This is a genomic window from Arcticibacterium sp. SM2516 (assembly GCF_057914865.1).
This window is the reverse complement of the sequence record NZ_CP195290.1, coordinates 5,822,519-5,845,388: the sequence shown is the minus strand read 5'-3', so window position 1 is coordinate 5,845,388 and position 22,870 is coordinate 5,822,519. Positions and strand designations below refer to the sequence as shown.

Sequence of the window (22,870 nt, the reverse complement as noted above, 5' to 3'; positions counted from 1 at the left end):
TGTTTTATCCCCGTAAATGATAAGCCTTAGGTTTAGTAAACGCCCTTAATCCGGCATGCGAAAGGGAAGCTCCGAAACCTGAGTTTTTTCTTCCACTCCATGGTAAACCTGCCGATACGCGGTCGCAACAATTCCAGTAGCCAGAACCTGAATCTATTTTTGATAAAATTTCTTCGGCTCTTTTTTGTGAAGAAGAATATACCGCTGCCGTTAATCCATACTTAGTATCATTCATTAATTCGGTGGCTTCTGTGTCGTTTGAGACTTTCATAATACCGATAATGGGTCCAAAGGATTCTTCTTGCATCACCAACATTTCGTTGGTCACATTGGCAAGTACGGTTGGCTCAAAATAGTTGCCGTCTCTTTTTATTCGTTTTCCGCCAGTCATAAGCGTAGCTCCTTTTTTCAAAGCGTCTTCCACTTGTGCTTCCAAAAGATTGAGCTGGTCGGCACGCGTAATGGCTGCGATATACACGCCTTCTTCCTCAGGATTACCTACTTTCCAAGATTTCACTTCATTGACAAAAGCCTCAAGATATTCCTCATAAACTTTCTCGTGAACATAAATTCGCTCTACGGCACAGCAGCTTTGACCATTATTATAAAATGCACCGTCTGTTGTTCCTATGGCCACATTTTTAACATCCAACACGTCGTCTGACACATAAAGTGGGTCTTTGCCTCCCAATTCTAATTGACAAGGCACCATTTTGGACGCAACTTTTTGGTAAATAAGATCGCCTGTTTTGTGCGAACCAGTGAAAAAGTAGCCATCTAAAGGCATTTCGAGAAGCATATGGCCAACAGAACCTTCGCCAATGGCAATTTCAAACACATCTTTTGGCACTCCTGCTTTATAAAGCAATTCCTGAATTTGAAGACCAGTTAGCGATGCGTATTCTGATGGTTTATAAAAAACTGCATTGCCAGCCAAAAGTGCTGGAACAATGACATTGATACCTACTAAATAAGGGTAATTCCATGCCGAAATATTACAGATAACACCCAATGGCTCGTAAGAGATTTTTTCTGTAAGTCCAGGCTCCTTATGCATGGTTTCATCACTGAGGTATTTTGTAGCGTTGCTTGTTAACCAAGCTATGCGACCTCTGCCACCATTGATTTCGTTTTTTGCTTGACCTAAAGGTTTACCTACCTCAGAAGTTAATATTCCCGCAAGTGTTTCAATATTTTGCTCTAATAAATCACTGAACTTTTGAAGAATAGCAACTCGCTCTTCCAATCTCGTTTTTTGCCAGTCTCGTTGTCCAGATTTTAATCGAGTATATTTTTCATTCAGCGAGGCTGAAGTGTCTAATTTTATCTTAGAAATTTCCAGACCATTAGCTGGATTAATAATTGTCAGCATGTTCAAATTGTTTTGATGCATTGATAAAAGCTTCTTTTATGTTTTTTGTTGTAGGATTTTCTTGGTCTGGCATACGCTCAGGGTGCCATTGCACTGCAACTAGAAAGTGTGATTGTGGTTGAATGGGCTCTATGGCTTCTATCAAACCGTCATCAGAAAAAGCTACTGCCTTAAAGTTCGTCGCAAGTTTATCTATGACTTGATGATGTGCCGAATTACATGTACCAACGGATTGCTTTATAATAGAATGCACCATAGAATCAGGGGAAATGGTTAAGCCATGAGTTTTGTCCTGTCCGTTTTCTCTGCGGTGATTTATATTTTTTTCTTCGCCAATATCTATCACTAAAGTGCCTTTGAAAAATACATTTATCAATTGTAAACCACGGCAAATACCCAAAACGGGAATTTTATTTTCCATGCAGATTTGCAAAACATCGAGCTCAAACTGGTCACGCGTTTTCATGAACTCAGGCGGTGCATCGAAATAGCTTTCTGAATATTCTTTTAGAAAAAAGGAAGGATGCATGTCAATGCCACCTGAAAGGATAATTCCATGACAGGTATGGGCATCATCTAAGTTCGAGTTTTCAAAAGCGAGTTCTACTATTTCAATTTCTGGATTAGTTTGAGCTATCCATTTAGCATAGTTTTGATTATTGATATCTGCCCTTGTAATGCCAATTCTCATCTTATAATGCCTCCAGATATAGGTTTTTAAAATCTTCTCGACTCACTGGTTTTGGGTTGTTGGGATGTGCGAAATCCGCAATTGCCAAGTCTGCCAAAGTTTCGATATGCTCTTGTTTAACACCAATATCACGTAATTTATGTGGAATATTAATTCTTGAATTTAGGTCAAAAAGATAATTCACTACCGCCTCTCCTGAATGCTCCTTCAGTTCCAATGTTTGAGCCATGCGTTCAAACTTACTTTCAAATCCCTCTATATTGAATCGCATACCGTATGGAATATTCACCGCATTGGCCAAGCCATGGTGCGTGTCTAAAAGGGAGGATAATGGATGAGCCAAAGAATGCACTACGCCTAATCCTTTTTGAAAAGCAATGGCTCCCATCATAGAACCCATGAGCATATTGCTTCGCGATGCCACATCTGGATTTTTAGTAGCTTTTTCTAAAGATTTATGAATCAATGAAATTCCTTCCAAAGCTATGCCATCGCATAAAGGATGGTAGTTTTTAGCTAAAAAAGCCTCCATGTTATGTGTCAAAGCATCCATACCTGTGGCGGCCGTGATAAAATCGGGCAATTCCATGGTGAGCATGGGGTCTGCAAATACTATTTTGGCCAACAATTTAGGCGAGAAAAGTATTTTTTTCTGATGTGTAACATCGTCAGAGATAATGGCCGACCTGCCCACTTCTGAGCCAGTACCTGAGGTAGTAGGAATGGCTATAAAATGCGGAACATCATTGGTAACATAGACATCGCCACCTATCAAATCATCATACTTAAAGAGATCTTCTCGATGGTTTATTCTTAATAAAATGGCCCTTGCCACGTCTATGGCTGCCCCCCCGCCGATACCAACAATACAGTCTCTATGGGTATTGTCATAGGTATCTGTTCCTTTATAAACGTCAGATTTAACCGGATTTTTTTGAATGTCTAAAAATGTTTCTACCGAAAGTCCGGCAGTTGTCAAGTCTGCGACTATGGCTTTGAAAAAGCTTAATTCACTTACAGTTTTATCTGTCACTAGAAGTGGCTTTGCTAATCCATTTTGTTTTAAATAAGAAGCCAACTCCTTCACCACGCCTGCACCGAATCGAATGGTAGTTGGAAAATTAAACTGAGCAATCATTATTAATTTGTTTTAGATTATTTCAAAATATCGTTTAAGCTCCCAATCGGTAACTTTTTTTGAGAATTCTCGCCATTCCCATTCTCTTGTTTTAGTAAAATGTCTTACAAAACCTTCCCCAAGTATTTCATTGGCTATTTTAGAATCTTTCATTTTATCGGAGGCATCTATCAGATTTTTAGATAATAACCCGTATTTGTCTTCTAAATACCCGTTTCCTATAGTTTTTGGCTGGTCAAGGCTTAGGTTATTTTTTATTCCGTAGAGCCCTGAGGCTAAACAAGCGGCAATGGCAAGATATGGGTTCGTGTCTGAGCCTACAATTCGGGTTTCTAATCGGCAAGCTTTTTCGCCAGCTGGCAATGCTCGTAATGCAACCGTTCTATTATCAAGACCCCAAGTGAGGGTTGTTGGAGCCCATGCACCTTCCACTAAACGCTTGTAAGAATTCACAGTTGGGGCAATCATGGGAAGAATTTCAGGAAGACAAAGCAATTGTCCTGCAATATATGACCGCATGAGCTCACTCATTTGATGTTCTTTTTTAGCGTCAAAAAACAGATTCTTCTTTTGTTCTTTATCCCACAAACTTTGGTGAATATGTCCACCACAGCCTGGCAGGTCTTCACTAATTTTAGCCATAAAAGTGGCAATGATGCCGTGGCGATAAGCTATTTCTTTTACTCCTGTTTTAAATAATATTGCTCTATCTGCAGATTCAATGGTTTTGCCGTATTTTATGGCTGCTTCCATTACTCCTGGACCCGTCTCCGTGTGCAGACCCTCAATCGGGATATCGAATTTGGTCAATAGGTCAAAAAGCTCATTGAAGTAATCGCTTTTTAAAGAGCTACGCAAAAGCGAATAGCCAAACATCCCAGGTGTGGTCGGCTTTAAATTCTTAAAGCCTTTTTGATTAAGGCTATTTGGCGTTTCTTCAAAATTAAACCACTCAAATTCTTGCGAAAGGAACGGGGTATAACCCATGTTTTGTGCTCTTTTCTCAATGCTCTTTAGCAATTGTCTAGGACAAACCGGATTTTCATCCGTGTCTTTTTCTACCAATTCACCTAGAAAAAAAGGAAGGTCATTTTCCCAGGGTATTTTGCGAAAAGTACTTAAGTCAATGGACGCCTCAGCATCTGGATATCCCGTATGCCAACCCGTATAATTTACGTTATCATAACATACATCGGCCATGTCCCATCCAAAAACCACACTGCAAAAACCAAATGATTTTTGAGCAACGGAGAGAAACTTTTCTGTTGAAATGTATTTTCCCCTCAATATTCCATCAATATCACTAACGGCAACTTTAACTTTACCAGCGGGATGGTTTTTAATATATGCTAGAATTTCAGAATCGGTCATAGGATATTGTATTAGAAGGGCTTGTAAAATTGCTTAAACAAACCGAAACTTAAAAGTAAAAAACCAAAGTAGTATAAAGCCAATGTGGCGTTGAAATATACCAAAGCTATGAGACAAATGAAACTGATTATCAGGGCCAGTCCCGGCATGACAGGGTAAAGAGGAACTTTAAAAGGTCTATGAAGCTCAGGTTCTTTTATTCTTAATTGGAAAAAGGCCAGCATAGATATGACATACAAACTAAGAGCTCCAAAAACGGCTATGGTTATTATTTCGCCCGTTTTGCCTGTCAATATAGCGGCTAGGCCTACGAGCATATTTGCTATTAAGGCGATCGCTGGCGTTTGAAAACGTTTACTTACTTTCCCTAAAAAAGCAGGGGCAAAATTCAGTTTTCCAAATTCCATGGTAGCTCTGCCTGAGGCTAAAATCAATCCATGAAAAGAGGCTATTAAACCAAAGATTCCTATGCTGATTAGCATATGGTAAAGCCAACTGGACGTGCTAACAATTTTGCCCATGGCCAATGGAAGTGGTGAATCAGAAATGGAACCATCTATGTTATAAACTATTTGTTCCCAACCGCCCACACCGATGGCAGAGAAAAAAACCAAGACACATAAAATGGCTAAAGTTAGAATAGCAGATCCAAAACCTTTTAAGATGTCTTTTTGTGGGTTTTTAGTTTCTTCAGCCACATTGGCTACGCCTTCAATGCCCAGAAAAAACCAGATGGCAAAAGGTAAAGCGGCAAAAGCACCCGACCAACCATTTACGAAAGGTTTTTGAATAAATGCCTCTTTTGAGAAATGAGGTAGGGTAATACCAGCGAACAAAAGAAGTTCAAAAACCGCTAAAACTGTAATCAATAGTTCGAAAGTGGCAGCGGCTTTTATCCCATAAATATTTAAAGCAGTAAAAATGAAGTAGGCTACAAAGGCTGCATAAATTACAGGAATCTCAGGAAATGATAAATTGAGGTAGGTACCTATGGCTATTGCAATGGCAGGCGGAGCAAATACAAATTCAATTATTTGTGCTAAGCCTGCCAGAAATGCTAGGTTTTTTCCGAAAGCTCTGTTAACATAATCAAAACCGCCACCGGCTTTTGGAATGGCACAAGCCAATTCGGTATAAGAAAAGCTAAAACAGACATACATGATGATGACTAAAAACGTTGCGGCAGCCATACCAAATACTCCGCCTTTTTCTAGACCTAAATTCCAGCCGAAATACATGCCTGAGATTACATATCCAACACCCAAACCCCATAATAGGATGGGTGAAAGTGTTCTTTTTAATGTGGTTTCAGGTTTCGTTTTTTGTTGCATTTATATTTCTGTGTTAAGTTAAGCTTAAATTGATATATATCCATGGAACATTTTGCTACCTAATGTCTGATTTTTTTTCTTAAATCAGTTACAAAATCTACCAGTGCCTGATATAATACCTCATCCTTAATTCAACACTAGTTCCAAATTGACGTAATATCGGAAATAATGAATTAATATTCTAGGAGTTAATGAATGGGAAAAGCCGCCAAAGCATTATCAGATTTGGTGACTTTGGATACAGACTAAGAAACCTTATTTGCGTTTACAGGCTTTAACGCATTTCGAACAATCTTAAACACATTTCAGTCAATAGTGGGGCAGAAATATTTCCTGCCCCACTATTGACTTTTATAGTACTTATTCGCTATTTACTGCGGACAAACCGCTTCAATCTTCGCACTGAAAACAGTACCGCCATTTGCCGTAAATCCTGGCTCTAATAGAATATGATTTCCAGCCTTATAACTCACATTAGAACTACCATTTACTTTATTGGTAGCATTTATGGCTTGCACCGCTTTCTCCGTTTTTGTCAAATTCAAAATGTCATTTGTAGGTGATACTAAACTAACATTAGAAGAAATAATGGAGAGACTTCCAGAGGCTGCTGAAGAAACCATGGGTGAGCTAGAACGAACCACCACTTTGTAGTTTGAACTACTGGGTAGATTATTTGGAATAGTACAAGCTATACTAGTCGGGTCTGAGGAGCTTCCTATCAATATCTGATTCCCAAAGTTTCCGTTTTGGTCGGATAGATATGCTTGATATACATTTCCTACATTGAAACTAAATACGCCTGAGGCTGTAGCTGAAACCGTAAGACTGGTACCCGCACATATAGCATTCGTTGATAGCGTCGGGCTTGTGATTGCTCTATCCCCACGCACTATAGAAAAGTGTAATTCATCTGGCCCTACTACTACATTGCCTTGAGAGTTATTTTGGTCAAAGCCTCTAGCTATGAACGTATAATAATTAGCTTCAAATGCTTCTCCTGATGCTACACCATTGGTCTCATAAAGCGAAAAAGGTAATTCATTATCAATATAAAAATGATTATTCCCTGTTCCTGAAATATGGATCCTAGCACTTTCTATGACTGGTAACTCACAATTTGGTACCGCTAGAATGGTCATGGGTCTGTTGGAGATTTGAATTTCCATTTGTTCTACTAGCGGAGAAAACACTTCTGGTTCCGCTCCATCGGTATAAGCCAAGTAATAAGACATCCCGGGTGTGCTACATGAGACTATCACATTCGTGGTAGCAGTACCTGTACAAGAGCCATTATTAACCGTTACGGTATAAATTCCTGCTTGGGCTGAGGTAGCATTTGGTATGCTTGGATTTACGGAATTACTCGTAAATCCGTCTGGACCTACCCAAGAATAACTTGGACCACCCGTGGCCATTAAATGAATAGATTCTACTTCTTCATAAGGACCATCATTCGACGCTGTGACTACTAAATTATGCTTGAAAACAACGCTAGTAGTTGCTGTATTGGTACAGCCATTGGCTGCCGTTACTGTTACCGTATAGGTTCCAGCCGCTGTTATGTTTGCTGTGGCATTGGTTCCTAAACCACTTGACCATTGATAAGTTCCTGTACCCAACGCCGTTCTAATGACTGTGCTTTGGGTGCAACTAAGACTATCCGTTCCTGTGATGCTTAAGCTTGGTGGGTCATTGCATATCCCTGTTCCTTTTATCGCAAAGGTATAGGGATTTTCGTCAGCGTCATTACTCGCTATACTTACTACATCCGTGCTTACGCCAGAGATAGAAGGGTCAAATGTAATTTTAAATTCTAAACTTGAAGATGCTGGAATACTGGCAGACACCGGCTGCATGCTTACAATGAAGGCAGCATTGCTTCCCGACAAACTAACACGGGGTGTTCCTGTTAAATTTAGAGCAGCCGTTCCCACATTTTCAATCGTAAACGTATTCGTATTGCTTAATCCCGTTACACCAATTGAACCAAAATCTGTGGAATCCGATACCGAAGTACTGCTTGTTCCACTAATTATAGAGACATTATTACCCTTGATGTTTATTTCCGCAAGACCTCCTCTCGTTACTGTTATCGTATACGTTTTTGTGGTCGTTCCGTCTTGTGCCGTGACTACCGTGGTAATAGTATTGGAACCTACACTTAGGGCTATCGCAGACGAGGCTGTTCCGCTGCTCACCGTGGTTCCATTTACTTTTACCGTAGCGTTGGCTTCGGCTACCGTTGGGGTCACCGTGATGCTACTCGTGGCATTTGGTACCGATGCGGTATATGTGATAGTTCCTGCAGCAAAACTTGGTGTCAATGTTCCTGCCGAGATACTTAAGGCACTTAAGTCTGCATTATTTGATGCTCCTCTTGTTACCGTTACGGTATAAGTTTTTTGGGTTGTTCCGTCTTGTGCGGTGACTATCGTCGTTATCGTATTGGAACCTACATTTAGAGCTATCGCAGACGAGGCTGTTCCACTGCTAACCGTTGTTCCATTTACTTTTATAGTGGCGTTTGCTTCGGCTACCGTTGGGGTCACCGTTATGCTGCTGGTGGCATTCGGTACCGATGCGGTATAACTAATAGTACTTGTCACAAAACTTGGTGTTAAGGTACCTGCTGATATGGTTAAGGCACTTAAATCTGAATTATTTGATGCTCCTCTTGTTACCGTTACCGTATACGTTTTTGTGGTCGTTCCGTCTTGTGCCGTGACTATCGTCGTAATCGTATTGGAACCTACATTTAGAGCTATCGCAGACGAGGCTGTTCCGCTGCTCACCGTTGTTCCATTTACTTTTACTGTAGCGTTGGCTTGAGCTACCGTTGGGGTCACCGTTATGCTGCTCGTGGCATTCGGTACCGAAGCGGTATAACTAATAGTTCCTGTTGCAAAACTTGGTGTCAACGTTCCGGCTGATATGGTTAAGGCACTTAAATCGGCATTATTTGATGCTCCTCTTGTTACCGTTATCGTATACGTTTTGTTCGTCGTTCCGTCTTGTGCCGTGACTATCGTCGTTATCGTATTGGAACCTACATTTAGAGCTATCGCAGACGAGGCTGTTCCGCTGCTCACCGTTGTTCCATTTACTTTTACCGTAGCGTTTGCTTGTGCTACCGTTGGGCTTACCGTTATGCTGCTGGTGGCATTTGGCACAGAGGCCGTGTAACTTATTGTTCCTGATGCAAAACTTGGTGTTAACGTTCCGGCTGATATGGTTAAGGCACTTAAGTCTGCATTATTTGATGCTCCTCTTGTTACCGTTATCGTATAGTTTTTTGTCGTCGTTCCATCTTGTGCCGTGACTATCGTTGTTATCGTATTGGAACCTACATTTAGAGCTATCGCAGATGAAGCTGTTCCACTGCTAACCGTTGTTCCATTTACTTTTACTGTAGCGTTGGCTTCGGCTACGGTTGGGGTTACCGTGATACTGCTGGTGGCATTCGGTATCGATGTGGTATAAGTAATAGTATTTGCAGCAAAACTTGGTGTCAACGTTCCGGCTGATATGGTTAAGGCACTTAAGTCTGCATTATTTGATGCTCCTCTCGTTACCGTTACGGTATAAGTTTTTGTGGTCGTTCCGTCTTGTGCCGTGACTATCGTTGTTATCGTATTCGAACCTACATTTAGAGCTATCGCCAATGAGGCTGTTCCGCTGCTCACCGTTGTTCCATTTACTTTTACTGTAGCGTTGGCTTGAGCTACGGATGGGGTCACCGTGATGCTACTCGTGGCATTTGGTACCGATGCGGTGTATGTGATAGTTCCTGTGGCAAAACTTGGCGTTAAGGTACCTGCTGATATGGTTAAGGCACTTAAATCTGCATTATTTGATGCTCCTCTTGTTACCGTTACCGTATACGTTTTTGTGGTCGTTCCGTCTTGTGCCGTGACTATCGTCGTAATTGTATTGGAACCTACATTTAGAGCTATCGCAGATGAGGCTGTTCCACTGCTAACCGTTGTTCCATTTACTTTTACTGTGGCGTTTGCTTGTGCTACCGTTGGAGTCACCGTTATGCTGCTCGTGGCATTCGATACCGATGCGGTGTAAGTAACAGTGTTTACGGCAAAACTTGGTGTCAATGTTCCTACTGAGATACTTAAGGCACTTAAATCTGCATTCGCGGAAGCTCCTCTCGTTACCGTTAGGGTATACGTTTTTGTCGTTGTTCCGTCTTGTGCTGTGACTATCGTGGTAATCGTATTGGAACCTACATTTAAAGCTATCGCAGACGAGGCTGTTCCGCTGCTAACCGTTGTTCCATTTACTTTTACTGTGGCGTTTGCTTCGGCTACTGTTGGGGTCACCGTGATGCTACTCGTGGCATTTGGTACCGATGCGGTATAACTAATAGTATTTGCAGCAAAACTTGGTGTTAAGGTACCTGCTGAGATGGTTAAGGCACTTAAATCTGCATTCGCAGAAGCTCCTCTCGTTACCGTTACCGTATACGTTTTTGTGGTCGTTCCGTCTTGTGCCGTGACTATCGTGGTAATCGTATTGGAACCTACATTTAGAGCTATCGCCGACGAGGCTGTTCCGCTGCTCACCGTTGTTCCATTTACTTTTACTGTAGCGTTGGCTTGAGCTACGGTTGGGGTCACCGTGATGCTACTGGCGGCATTTGGCACAGAGGCCGTGTAACTTATTGTTCCTGATGCAAAACTTGGTGTTAACGTTCCTGCCGAGATACTTAAGGCACTTAAGTCTGCATTATTTGATGCTCCTCTTGTTACCGTTACCGTATACGTTTTTGTGGTCGTTCCGTCTTGTGCCGTGACTATCGTCGTAATTGTATTGGAACCTACATTTAGAGCTATCGCAGACGAGGCTGTTCCACTGCTCACCGTTGTTCCATTTACTTTTACTGTAGCGTTGGCTTCGGCTACCGTTGGGGTCACCGTGATGCTACTCGTGGCATTTGGTACCGATGCGGTATAACTAACTGTGTTTGCAGCAAAACTTGGTGTTAAGGTACCTGCTGATATGGTTAAAGCACTTAAGTCTGCATTATTTGATGCTCCTCTTGTTACCGTTACGGTATAAGTTTTTGTCGTCGTTCCATCTTGTGCCGTGACTATCGTCGTAATCGTATTCGAACCTACACTTAGAGCTATCGCAGACGAGGCTGTTCCACTGCTCACCGTTGTTCCATTTACTTTTACTGTAGCGTTGGCTTCGGCTACCGTTGGGGTCACCGTGATGTTGCTGGTGGCATTTGAAACCGATGCGGTGTAAGTAACAGTGTTTACGGCAAAACTCGGTGTCAACGTTCCGGCTGATATGGTTAAGGCACTTAAGTCTGCATTATTTGATGCTCCTCTTGTTACCGTTATCGTATAGGTTTTTGTCGTCGTTCCATCTTGTGCGGTGACTATCGTCGTAATTGTATTGGAACCTACATTTAAAGCTATCGCAGACGAGGCTGTTCCACTACTCACCGTGGTTCCATTTACTTTTACCGTAGCGTTGGCTTCGGCTACCGTTGGGCTTACCGTTATGCTGCTGGTGGCATTTGGCACAGAGGCCGTGTAACTTATTGTTCCTGATGCAAAACTTGGAGATAAAGTACCTGCTGATATGGTCAAGGCACTTAAATCTGCATTGGCGGAAGCTCCTCTTGTTACCGTTACGGTATAACTTTTTGTCGTCGTTCCGTCTTGTGCGGTGACTATCGTCGTAATTGTATTGGAACCTACATTTAGAGCTATCGCAGACGAGGCTGTTCCGCTGCTCACCGTTGTTCCATTTACTTTTACTGTAGCGTTGGCTTCGGCTACGGTTGGTGTCAACGTGATACTGCTCGTGGCATTTGAAACCGATGCGGTATATGTGATAGTTCCTGTGGCAAAACTCGGTGTCAACGTTCCGGCTGATATGGTTAAGGCACTTAAGTCTGCATTATTTGATGCTCCTCTTGTTACCGTTATCGTATAGGTTTTTGTCGTCGTTCCATCTTGTGCGGTGACTATCGTCGTAATTGTATTGGAACCTACATTTAAAGCTATCGCAGACGAGGCTGTTCCACTACTCACCGTGGTTCCATTTACTTTTACCGTAGCGTTGGCTTCGGCTACCGTTGGGCTTACCGTTATGCTGCTGGTGGCATTTGGCACAGAGGCCGTGTAACTTATTGTTCCTGATGCAAAACTTGGTGTTAACGTTCCGGCTGATATGGTTAAGGCACTTAAGTCTGCATTATTTGATGCTCCTCTTGTTACCGTTATCGTATAGGTTTTTGTCGTCGTTCCATCTTGTGCCGTGACTATCGTTGTTATCGTATTGGAACCTACATTTAGAGCTATCGCAGACGAGGCTGTTCCACTACTCACCGTTGTTCCATTTACTTTTACTGTAGCGTTTGCTTGTGCTACCGTTGGTGTCACCGTGATGCTGCTGGTGGCATTCGGTACCGATGCGGTGTAAGTAACAGTGTTTACGGCAAAACTTGGCGTCAATGTTCCGGCGGAGATAGTTAGGGCACTTAAATCGGCATTGCCTGATAATCCAGTACCCTGAATTGCAAACGTATAAGGATTTTCATCGGCATCATCATTGGCAATACTTACTGAGGCATTCCTGACACCCGCTGCAGAGGGATTGAATGTAATCTGGAAAGTAGTACTTCCAGAAGCTGAAATAGTTGAACTAGGTTGTACATTAACAATAAAATCTGAGGCATGAGCTCCGCTTATTGCCACTTTAGGGCTTCCGCTTAAAGTCAAATCTCCTGTTCCCAGATTTTCTATAGTAAAAGTATTGACATTGGTTCCAGAAGCAAGAGCAACAACTCCAAAATCAGTATCATCTGCTGTTCTTGGTGAGTTATCACCATCGGCTATATCTTGGCCGTTTCCTTTTAGGTTTATTTCGGGGGAGGCGGTAATCGTTACACTTCGGTTTGCCGAACCCGGACATGAGCCGGGGGTTTGGTAGTTTACCGTATAAATTCCAGGCGTAGAAGCGGATAGGCTTATTTTGCCGGTGGATGCATTTAGCGAAAGGCTGGTAGGAGAACTACCAAAAGTGCCGCCGCCAACGCCAGTTATGCTTGGAGTTGGATCACTACCGCTTAAATCGTATGTAGAGGAAGTATAATTAAAGGATGCATCCTCTACAGCATTTCTCGTAATTTTCATATCATCTATACTCACGGCACACAAGCCATTGCTAATTGTCCACCTGAATACATTTTCCCCGATTCCTAAAGCGGTAACTCCTGAATTCCTTACACCTGGACTCGTGATTGTTCCGGTACCGCTTACCCGACTCCACACACCTGTGCCCACAGTCGCGGTATTTCCCGCCAAAGTCGCAGTTGCAGAGCATATCAACTGATCGGTCCCAGCATTTGAAACCGTCGGTAAAGCAAAAACTTCTAAGTTAGCTGTCGACTGCTCACATAGGCTAGAGGCTGGATTGTTATACGCGTAATAAATTGTATGAACACCTGCACCAGCTGTAGCCGGATTAAACGTAAACGTACTGCCATTTCCATTGTCAGTGACTCCTGAGCCAGAGTAAGTACCACCCACGGGTGTCCCGCCACCCAAAGTTTTCTGACCGGCATCAATGCACTGGTTTGCCAAAGCCTCAAAAGAAGTACTGTTTGGATAAGATATGGTATATTTAGAAGCACTTACTGTGTCGCAAGAATTGTCGTTAATACTTGAACTGATGACTCCTGAATCGAAAACTATCGTTGGACGACCCGCAAGACAACTGTTACCCGCCTTATCACTTATTTCAAGTTTACCTTGTGTAAGAGTACCTACGTCAGCCCCAACACAATCATAAATCATTATAGACCACCCAGACTGAAAGATATTTATGCCGTTCAATGCACTCCAGTCAATCGTTAAGGTTGAGTTGCCGTCAAAATATTGACTATAAGTACCGGTAAGCGGTGCTGGCTGTGTGCAAAAGTTAAAAACCCCCGCGGACTGATTCGTAAATTTAAGATCCGTAAAATTATCTCCACCATTACACGTATTCCCTTGGTTAGCACCCAAAGTAACTATTTTAGTACCATCCGGGCTTCGAAGATAAAAACCGAGGTCAGAAACGTAAGTGTGATTACCTGTAAAAGTGACGGTGACATTCATAGTGGCAGCGTTAAAAAGGCAATCAGGGCAACCTAAATCAGTAAGATCGGTGCCTGTTCCTTTAATTGTAAAAGTATAAGGATTCTCGTCTTCATCATTGTTAGCAATGCTTACCGTAGCATTTCTTGTGCCACTTGCCGAAGGGTCAAATTTTATTTGAAAAGTAGTTGTGCCATTTGTGGCCGCAACGGGTGAGGTTGGCTGAGTAGTTACTGTAAAATCTGCCGCATTAGTGCCGCTTATGGTCACTTTGGGCATTCCGGTAAGGTTTAAAGCAGATGTTCCAGTATTTTCAATCGTAAATGTATTGGTATTGTTGCCTATTGTTATACCTACATTACCAAAATTAGTGGAATCAGTAAAAGATGTAACAGCTGCACCACTGACAATACTTACGCCATTGCCTTTGATGTTGATTTCTGGACATCCGATAATTCCATTTCCATCAAAATCTTCAAAAGTTGAATTTCCTGAGGCGTCCATTAAAAATGCTTGTCCACCAAAAGTATTTAGATTTGCTACCAGCGTTTGATCTTGCTGCTGCTGTGGCACACTCAAATCATCATTAATAAATGTTGGATGATACGCTACTTGGTTCCACACTTTTCTTGTAGAATTCCATTTCTGTGAAACTGGATTAATGCTTAAAAGACTACCTATTTGAATGGAGCTACTGTTTTCATAGGTTGTAACAAGAATTTCAGCCTGTCCATCGCCATCGTGATCTACGATTATAGGTTTTTCGGTATTCCTTATACCTGGAGCGAAATACTTCCCTTTAATTTCACCGTTCAGACCATTGTAAATATTTATTGAATCTTCATTTACCATTACAATGTCTGAGGCACCATCTCCATCAAAATCGAAGTGTGAACTACCGGCAATTCCCCAGAAATTTTTACTCGTTACCGACCAAAGTGAACCCATACCTGCAGCAAGATCGTCATACACAGCGTAGGAGTCTTTTCCAACTAAACCTATTTCTGGTTTCCCATCGCCATCAAAATCACCAACTGTAGCTGCTGCTGCATACATCCCAGAAGCTCCAGAGCCAGTATTTCCAACAGTCGTAATAGTGCTTCCTATTTGGGTGGAAGTCTGTAAGTCCCAAACATACACTTTTGCCGTTTCGGTGGTAGTTCCTCTTGTAGTAACAACTGCATCTAAATCTCCATCTAAATCAAAATCAACCAAAGATGTTGGGCCGTCTTCTAATCCGGCAGTAGCCGTCACTTGAACAGTAATGGCTCCAGTGCTGATATTTACAGAATAAACCTGATTGCCGGCAACTAATTCCAAACCACTGCAGTCAGCACAAAAACCAGATGGAAGAACATCAGCGGCAATAGTCATTAAAATTCCTTGACCTTTTCCCGTGCTACCACTACCTACGCCTATGGTAGCCCCAGTTTGTCCATTAAAAATTGTGTTTCCGACGTAAACTTCGCTGTTGCCATCTAGATTAAAATCAGCCACTGATGCCATTGTCAGAATTCCTGAATAAGCCCCACTTGTCCACTTATGAACACCGGTATGCTCAAAGGCATAAATATTTTTATCGTTAGCTACAATAATGATTTCTCCAAAACCATCATTATCGATATCGGCAATGCTAATAACATCGCCTTTTGTTGGATGTACATAACTTGATGGTAATTTAAAGCGAGTTTCAATTACACCTGTTACACCATCAATAACATAAATAGAATCTGTGGTTCCAGTTTCAATACCTTTTGCAATTACAATTTCAACATTTCCATCTCCATCCAAATCACCAGCAACTGGCGTAGAAAAAGGATTTATCCCATAAGTAGTCCATAAGGTATCCAGCTCATAAAAAGATGAAACTGGCAATGGGCAAGAAGTTGAAGCTGCCTGTCCATAATAAAATCCATCACAGCCACTATCACCCGAGCAATCTGGGTCGTAACAATCAACTAAGCCATCGCCATCATCGTCTATGCCATTATTACATATTTCGCCATCAAAGCCAGTACCCTTAATCGCAAACGTATAAGGATTTTCATCGGCATCATCATTGGCAATACTTACTGAGGCATTCCTGACACCCGCTGCAGAGGGATTGAATGTAATCTGGAAAGTAGTACTTCCAGAAGCTGAAATAGTTGAACTAGGTTGTACATTAACAATAAAATCTGAGGCATGAGCTCCGCTTATTGCCACTTTAGGGCTTCCGCTTAAAGTCAAATCTCCTGTTCCCAGATTTTCTATAGTAAAAGTATTGACATTGGTTCCAGAAGCAAGAGCAACAACTCCAAAATCAGTATCATCTGCTGTTCTTGGTGAGTTATCACCATCGGCTATATCTTGGCCGTTTCCTTTTAGGTTTATTTCGGGGGATGAACAGCTTTGAGGAGTTACTGAATTTACTGCATTTGCCGAGGTAGAAAATGGCAAAAAATCAAAATCTCCAGAAGAGTAAACCATGGCACTACCTCCACTGCCTTTTACCGTTGTTTCTTTAAATAGGCCAACACCTGTTCCGCCGGAATTTGTAGAATAATTTGGTCCATTGGATGCTCCCCAATAATTATTATCGAAATTGTATTTACCCAGATTATTAGCTGTTCCAAAAAAACCGTTCGGTGCTATACCAGCTATATGAGTCACACCATAGCCCCCAGTAAGGCTGTAGAAATTATTATTATTGATAAAGGCGATGTCTTGTGAATCTTGCCAACCCGCTATCTCAATAGCCAGTCCATTAAATGAACTGGAAATGTCATTATTGGAAATTAACACGCCCTGCACATTACTATTTAAAATGGTAATAGCTCCTATACCTAGCTCATGGCTAGTGTTGGCATTCACAACAGTATTATGACTAATGTTTGCATTTTCTGAGTTATACCCATTGGCTGAGGAATATCCAATCTGTATACCAGCATTTACAGTATTTGAAACTCTATTTCCATTAATCTTTAAATTAGTATAACCATCACATAAAATTCCAGCCCATCTAGTATTGTCAATAATGTTGTCGGAAATAACAAAACTATCACCTGCTTCCCCTAACCACATAGCTGAAACGGCGACAGGTGTGGTACAGTGACCAGAGCCGTCATAAAATCCTATATTCTCAAAAACATTTCCCTGGATATCCCATGCTCCCCGGTCAGCTTTATAACCTCCTCCAGAATCCGTCTTTAAACCATGTGAACGTGTATTAGAAACTCTGTTTTTTAATATTTTAACATTACTTGCCGCATAACTCGCAAAAGCAATATTATTAGTATTCCAGAAGGCATTTACTCGTACGCTATCAATATTTAAACCCTGTATAGTTACAGGATTAGTAAATCCATACTTGATATCAAAACCATAACCGACAAGTCTTGCATTTGAGCTACAATAATCTCCCGTCTCTGAACTAATCTTAATTCTCTTATTGGTAATATTTAAATAAAGTGCCTGATCTTGATCAGCTCCATTGAGAGCACAGTTAGTTGATGTTGACTCGACAGAATTTCTATAAACACCATCAGTGATTAAGACGATATCGTCATTTGAGGCTGCATTTATTGCCGACTGAATATCCGTGTAAGTATTTGCAAATACATTATACGTTACTCCTTCTAAAACAATGGTTGCTGGCCTGGTCTCAGACTGATTGTTGACCCATCTTACTTGAGTGGTACTTTGACCCGTTCCCTTTATATCAAAATTATAAACCGCTTCATCAGAATCGTTACTATTTACAGTTACTATTGCATTTCTGACACCTGTAGCACTCGGGTCAAATTTCACATCAAAGTTAGTAGAAGCTCCTGGTGCAATGCTTAAATCAGGATTAGACGTTATTGCGAAATTAGCGGCATGTGTTCCTGAAATGGCAGGATTACCACTTAAAGTCAAAGTCGCACTTCCAGTATTTTCAATAGTAAAAGTATGGGTAACTGACTCACCATTAGTGTAAGCATATAAGAAATCGGTATCTTTTTTAGATGATAGTGAGTTATCACCATCCAGAATATTTGTATTTCTGGCTTTTAAATTTATTTCAGGAGTAACGGCAATAATAGTTGCTGCTTGTCTTGTAAAATCACTGCTATTAGGTATAAAAGCTGTGTATGGGCCAGAAGCGAAAGATTGGGATGATAGAAAATTGCCTGGGTCGGTTTGTACTATCGTTCCCTCTGGAATAGTAAGCGTCTCATTTGTTACTAAAGTAATACCAACGGGAAGTTTAAAATTAATAGCTTCATCATAATTCTTTTCAAACAGACCATAGTCAGAACCGTAGTTACCTATATCACCCCCTATGCCTCTCTTATTAGTGGAGGTTGTAAAAGAAAGACCTGTTGCACTAGAGGTATGTGATCCAGGAAAAGCTGAATAAACATTTTTAACAATAACTGTAACACTATTTTGGCTAGAGCTATAATCTTCATTAAACTTAAAGGTCACTGGCTGATTCAAAACCATTTGAATCTTATAGTTTCCCCCTGTTCCAGGAATTACACTAAAAGTGGCATCTAATTGTTGAGCCTTAGCATGACTAAATATTGACAACAAAATCAAGATCACGCCCAATTTCTTGAGAGCCTTTTCCATTCTATAAATTAAATAAAAGTGTTTCATATTCTTCGAAAGTTTAATATTGATTCAACAGGATATTCCTCACCATAAACTTCGGATTTTCACCACCATTCCATTAACTCATTTCGGACATTCTTTAACTCATTTCAGGCGGAGGGGGGCTAAAGCAGACCAATACACACTTTTTAGGGCATTTGTACGAAAAAGCTAATTTTGAGATTGACTTTAAGAAGCCATTATTCGAAAAGAAAAAAACAATCAGAAGTTTGGGGAAATTCAAAATTTTCAGAGGGGTTTTCACGCGTCTATATTCAGTAAATCACCTACTAGCCTTGCAAAAAAAATAGGCTTATAATCGTTCAATAATCTGGCAAAAAGAAGTATAAAATCACTGCAATTTTAAGCATGGACTTCCCAATCATTTCATTTGAATAAAATGGACAATGCAGGACTAAATAAGTCTTGGGAAAAATATGAGGTGGATACAAAAATAGCCTACTACGTGACTTTGAAAGGTAAGCTAATCTGATATTAGTTTAAAACCGAATTCATAATCAAATCATGAATGGCTGTAGGGGCAATATTAGAATCATGTTTTTGGCTGCTTATAAAAATAGCTTTGTCTTCATCTTGAAGATTGACAGCACCGTGAGAGCCTTTCACTAAAGTAGCGTCTAAAGGAATCACATCCATCACCATTCTAAAGCCCAGCTTTTTCTTAAGCACTTTAAAGATGATTTTCGGGATAATAAGTTTTTGCTTTGGGTCTAAAAGCATTTCGGCTGGGTCGTAACCCGGTTTTTTATGAATATCTACCATTCTGGCGTAGTCTGGTGCTTTGGCATCATCTTCCCAAAAATAATAGGTAAACCAACTTTTGTCATCCCCTACCAGCACCAAGTCGCCTGAGCGTTCATGGTCTAAATAATATTTCTTTTTACCCTCTTCATCTAAAACTAAGGCTACGCCAGCTTCCGCTTCAAATCGTTTTTTAACAGCCGCTAGCTGCGTTTTGTCATTGACATACACATGGGCTATTTGATGGTCGGCTACTGCAAAGGCTTTTGACGCCCCAGCATCTAATAACTCCAAACCATTTTCCACTCTAATCCCTAACAAACCCATATCACGTAAAACACGATTTGGGTGAATAGGTCTTTCGACATTCGTAATGCCATATTCTGAAATGACAGAAACCTCCACACCTTGTGCCTCTAAATAGGTGATTAGGTCTTCACATACTTTGTCAATCTCCGCGAGGTCTTTTGGCAAGTGTTTTTCATCATGCCCATATTTCTGCAGCACATAATCTAAATGTGGTAAGTAGACCAACATCAAATCTGGATGATACCATTCCTGCACTTTTTTAGAAGCGTCGGCTATCCATTGGCTAGACTTTATAGTGGTCTTTGGTCCCCAAAAATGGAATAATGGGAAAGTACCCAATTCTGCCTGCAAGCGGTCCCTTAAATCTGCTGGAGCAGCATAACAGTCTGGTACTTTTTGCCCATCTGCTCTATACTGCGGCCTTGGGGTGACCGAATAATCTGCCGTAGAATACATGTTATACCACCAAAACATATTGGCACAAGTAAAACCAGGGTTCGTTTTTCGAATATTATCCCACACATTGGGAGCTTGAACCAGTTGGTTCGACTGTTTCCAAAACTGCACCTCTTGGGCTTCTTTTGAAAACCAACCGTTCCCTACTATACCGTGTTCGTTTGGCCATTTTCCTGTCAAATAAGTGGTTTGCACAGCACAAGTTACAGCAGGTAAAACAGGCTCCACACTTGCTATATTTTTCTTAGCCGCCCATTGGCTCAAAAAAGGGGTATGCTTTCCTAAAACCCGTTTTGACAAACCAATGACGTTAATTACCGCTACTTTTTTCATGCTGTTGCTACTGTTCTAACCCAATCCAACTCTCTAACCACACAGCTCACTATATCGGTTTGCATGGCTTCCGGAAGTACATCCCACGTATAGGTTTCCACCTCTAAATGATTGGTGAAGTTTTCTTCTTTCCAAACAGTCAGCGTATCTATAATATCTTGCTGCGTAGATATCAATTTCTCATATTTCTCTGTGAAAACAGGCACATGAAAATGTGTTCTTATTTCTTGAAAATCCGCCTGCTGAATATCCTTTAAGCCTGGACCTAAATCTTTATACCTTACCAGTGCACCGTCCGTTTTTCTTACCACCGCTTGGTGCAAATAAGTAGGTTCGTCAAATCTTTTCAATTGCTCTTGAACAATCGCTCTATCTTCTGATCTACCTAAAATACCGCTGCTCAATGCCGCTGAAATCTGAATTCTTCCAATACCGATATTGGCCGCTTTTACCTTGGCTATAGCCTCCGATGGTTTTTCAAAACCCACGGCAAAATGGCACACATCATAACACAGCTGAAAATGCTCTCTGATAATCTCCTCTGCTTTATTTAGGCCTATACCCAAAGTAGCACTTATCTGATTTTTACCCAATGGCAGTAAATCGTTATTAAAGAAATCAACAAACTCGTCGCTGGTTTCTAAGATGCCATCTGGCTCAGGTTCCATGTCTAAATGTAGACTTTTCCCTGTTTTCGTTTTGATCTCAGCCAGGTGAAGCATTAGCTGAGAAAGTTGACGCACCGCCACCGCTTTTACTTCTATTAAAGCCGCTTCATCTTTATGCCAAAACCGATAAGAAATGGGCGATGTAGAAACTCCGCCATCTAAACCCTCTGGCAATAGTTCGGCCAAAATATCAAATAAGCGAATGCTATATGCCAGCCTATCTGGCGTACTCCAGTCTGGTGTATGCACCTCATCTTTCACCACTTGATTATGAAAACCACCATAAGGAAAACCATTGATGGTAAACACATACATGTTTTCACTGGCCAACCAGTCCTTGAAAATAGCCAGATTATCATCTTCCAAAAGTTCCAAGGAAGCTTCGTTTGAAAGTCTTAAACCTATGCCAAAGCTTTTGGTTTTTAGGCCATCTCTAACTTTGGTGGTGTACTTTTTAAGGTTTTCAAAAGTGGCCGTCCAAGATTCCCCTGCGTGGATATTACTGCAGTAGCTTAAATGTGCCTGATGTTTATTAATACGCATGGGTCTCTTGCTTTTTCAATAGTGTTAAAGCGGCTTTTTCAATCCAGTCGGTGTTCATCTCGTGCACATCAAACTTCTCGCCTATTTTCTCTACCATGGTGATGGTGAGTTCGCCACCTAAATGCTCTCTAAATTCCTCTAGTCCTTTTAAAAGCTCTGTATTAATATGCGTGCCTGTTTCGTTTAGAAGCACGGGATGAAAAGTATCAAAACCTAAGTTTGATAGTACTTTTATAATGCGGTCTGCAGTCACTTCCGACATAAAACCGGCATACGTTCCATAAACGATATCTAAACCGATACCGATGGCTACCGCCTCACCATGTTTGATTCCAAAGTTTGTGATCTGCTCCATTTTATGAGCCGCCCAATGGCCAAAATCCAATGGTCTGGAAGAACCCATTTCAAAAGGGTCATTGCTATTAGAAATATGGTGGGTGTGCAATTTAGCACAATCGAAAACCAATTTCTCCATAGCCTCCAGATCTCTATTATTAAGAGCAATGGCATTCGCCTCTATCCAATCAAAAAATGCTTCATCCTTTATTAATGCCACTTTTACCGCTTCAGACATGCCTGCTCGCCAGTCACGCTCATCTAAAGACGTCAAAAAGTTCAGGTCATTTATCACCGCAAAAGGCGGAGCAAATGTTCCTAAGAAATTCTTTTTACCAAAATAGTTGATGCTGTTTTTTACACCTACACCAGAGTCGTTTTGAGATAAAACCGTAGTCGGGATTCTGATATGTCTGATACCTCTATGCCCAACGGCTGCTGCAAAACCCGCCATGTCTAAAACTGCTCCTCCGCCTATAGCTAAAAGGAAAGAATGACGGTCTATCTTGGCCTCGTTTATCATGGACAGTGTTTTCTCAAACTCCGACATGGTATTTTTGGCGTCTTCTCCTCCCGTCACTATAATGGGCTTACAGGCCAATTTTAATTTAGGAAAGGCGGACACATATTTTTCAATATTGTGTATAAGCTCTGGCTGACAATCATTCAATCCGCTGTCTATTACAAAAGACACTTGAATGGCCTTTGGCGATTCTTTTTGCTCATTTAAAACATCAAACAGCTCTGTGTTTGATACATCAAACATATTTCTCGTGAAGAGAATTTGATATTTATAATTGATGGAGAAATTCTGCTCTATATTCATTTTATA

At 41.2% G+C, this 22,870-nt stretch carries 8 protein-coding genes and 1 pseudogene; all 9 read right to left on the bottom strand.

Going from position 1 to position 22,870, the window contains the following annotated elements:
* Positions 1-4: 4 nt before the first annotated feature.
* Positions 5-1,372, bottom strand: a complete 1,368-nt coding sequence (locus ACSBFT_RS23780; RefSeq protein WP_489602712.1) for an aldehyde dehydrogenase family protein — start codon at positions 1,370-1,372, stop codon at positions 5-7.
* Complete coding sequence (locus ACSBFT_RS23775) at positions 1,356-2,063, bottom strand: gamma-glutamyl-gamma-aminobutyrate hydrolase family protein (protein WP_489602711.1); 708 nt, start codon at positions 2,061-2,063, stop codon at positions 1,356-1,358. Before ACSBFT_RS23775 ends, ACSBFT_RS23780 begins: the two co-directional genes overlap by 17 nt.
* Position 2,064: 1 nt before the next feature.
* Positions 2,065-3,201, bottom strand: coding sequence for an iron-containing alcohol dehydrogenase (locus tag ACSBFT_RS23770; protein ID WP_489602710.1), 1,137 nt, complete (start codon positions 3,199-3,201; stop codon positions 2,065-2,067).
* Between the two features lie 12 nt (positions 3,202-3,213).
* Positions 3,214-4,572, bottom strand: a complete 1,359-nt coding sequence (locus ACSBFT_RS23765) for a glutamine synthetase family protein (RefSeq protein WP_489602709.1) — start codon at positions 4,570-4,572, stop codon at positions 3,214-3,216.
* Positions 4,573-4,583: 11 nt separating this feature from the next.
* Positions 4,584-5,903, bottom strand: coding sequence for an ethanolamine permease (eat, locus tag ACSBFT_RS23760; protein WP_489602708.1), 1,320 nt, complete (start codon positions 5,901-5,903; stop codon positions 4,584-4,586).
* A 371-nt stretch (positions 5,904-6,274) separates the two neighbouring features.
* Positions 6,275-18,637, bottom strand: a complete 12,363-nt coding sequence (locus tag ACSBFT_RS23755; protein WP_489602707.1) for a cadherin-like beta sandwich domain-containing protein — start codon at positions 18,635-18,637, stop codon at positions 6,275-6,277.
* A gap of 489 nt (positions 18,638-19,126) precedes the next feature.
* Complete coding sequence (locus ACSBFT_RS23750) at positions 19,127-20,491, bottom strand: alkaline phosphatase family protein (RefSeq protein ID WP_463048496.1); 1,365 nt, start codon at positions 20,489-20,491, stop codon at positions 19,127-19,129.
* The gene (gene eboE / locus ACSBFT_RS23745; protein ID WP_489602706.1) at positions 20,488-21,702 is read right to left on the bottom strand and encodes a metabolite traffic protein EboE; all 1,215 of its coding nucleotides are present in this window, start codon (positions 21,700-21,702) and stop codon (positions 20,488-20,490) included. Before eboE ends, ACSBFT_RS23750 begins: the two co-directional genes overlap by 4 nt.
* A pseudogene (locus ACSBFT_RS23740) lies at positions 21,692-22,867 on the bottom strand (3-dehydroquinate synthase); the annotation flags it as partial. The pseudogene ACSBFT_RS23740 and the gene eboE, both read right to left, overlap by 11 nt.
* Positions 22,868-22,870: the final 3 nt, after the last annotated feature.

Excerpts from the sequence above, each read along its gene's own strand:
- ACSBFT_RS23780 (WP_489602712.1), bottom strand. The coding sequence starts at position 1,372 with ATGCTGACAATTATTAATCCAGCTAATGGTCTGGAAATTTCTAAGATA.
- ACSBFT_RS23750 (WP_463048496.1), bottom strand. The coding sequence starts at position 20,491 with ATGAAAAAAGTAGCGGTAATTAACGTCATTGGTTTGTCAAAACGGGTT.
- ACSBFT_RS23775 (WP_489602711.1), bottom strand. The coding sequence starts at position 2,063 with ATGAGAATTGGCATTACAAGGGCAGATATCAATAATCAAAACTATGCT.
- ACSBFT_RS23770 (WP_489602710.1), bottom strand. The coding sequence starts at position 3,201 with ATGATTGCTCAGTTTAATTTTCCAACTACCATTCGATTCGGTGCAGGC.
- eboE (WP_489602706.1), bottom strand. The coding sequence starts at position 21,702 with ATGCGTATTAATAAACATCAGGCACATTTAAGCTACTGCAGTAATATC.
- eat (WP_489602708.1), bottom strand. The coding sequence starts at position 5,903 with ATGCAACAAAAAACGAAACCTGAAACCACATTAAAAAGAACACTTTCA.
- ACSBFT_RS23765 (WP_489602709.1), bottom strand. The coding sequence starts at position 4,572 with ATGACCGATTCTGAAATTCTAGCATATATTAAAAACCATCCCGCTGGT.
- ACSBFT_RS23755 (WP_489602707.1), bottom strand. The coding sequence starts at position 18,637 with ATGAAACACTTTTATTTAATTTATAGAATGGAAAAGGCTCTCAAGAAA.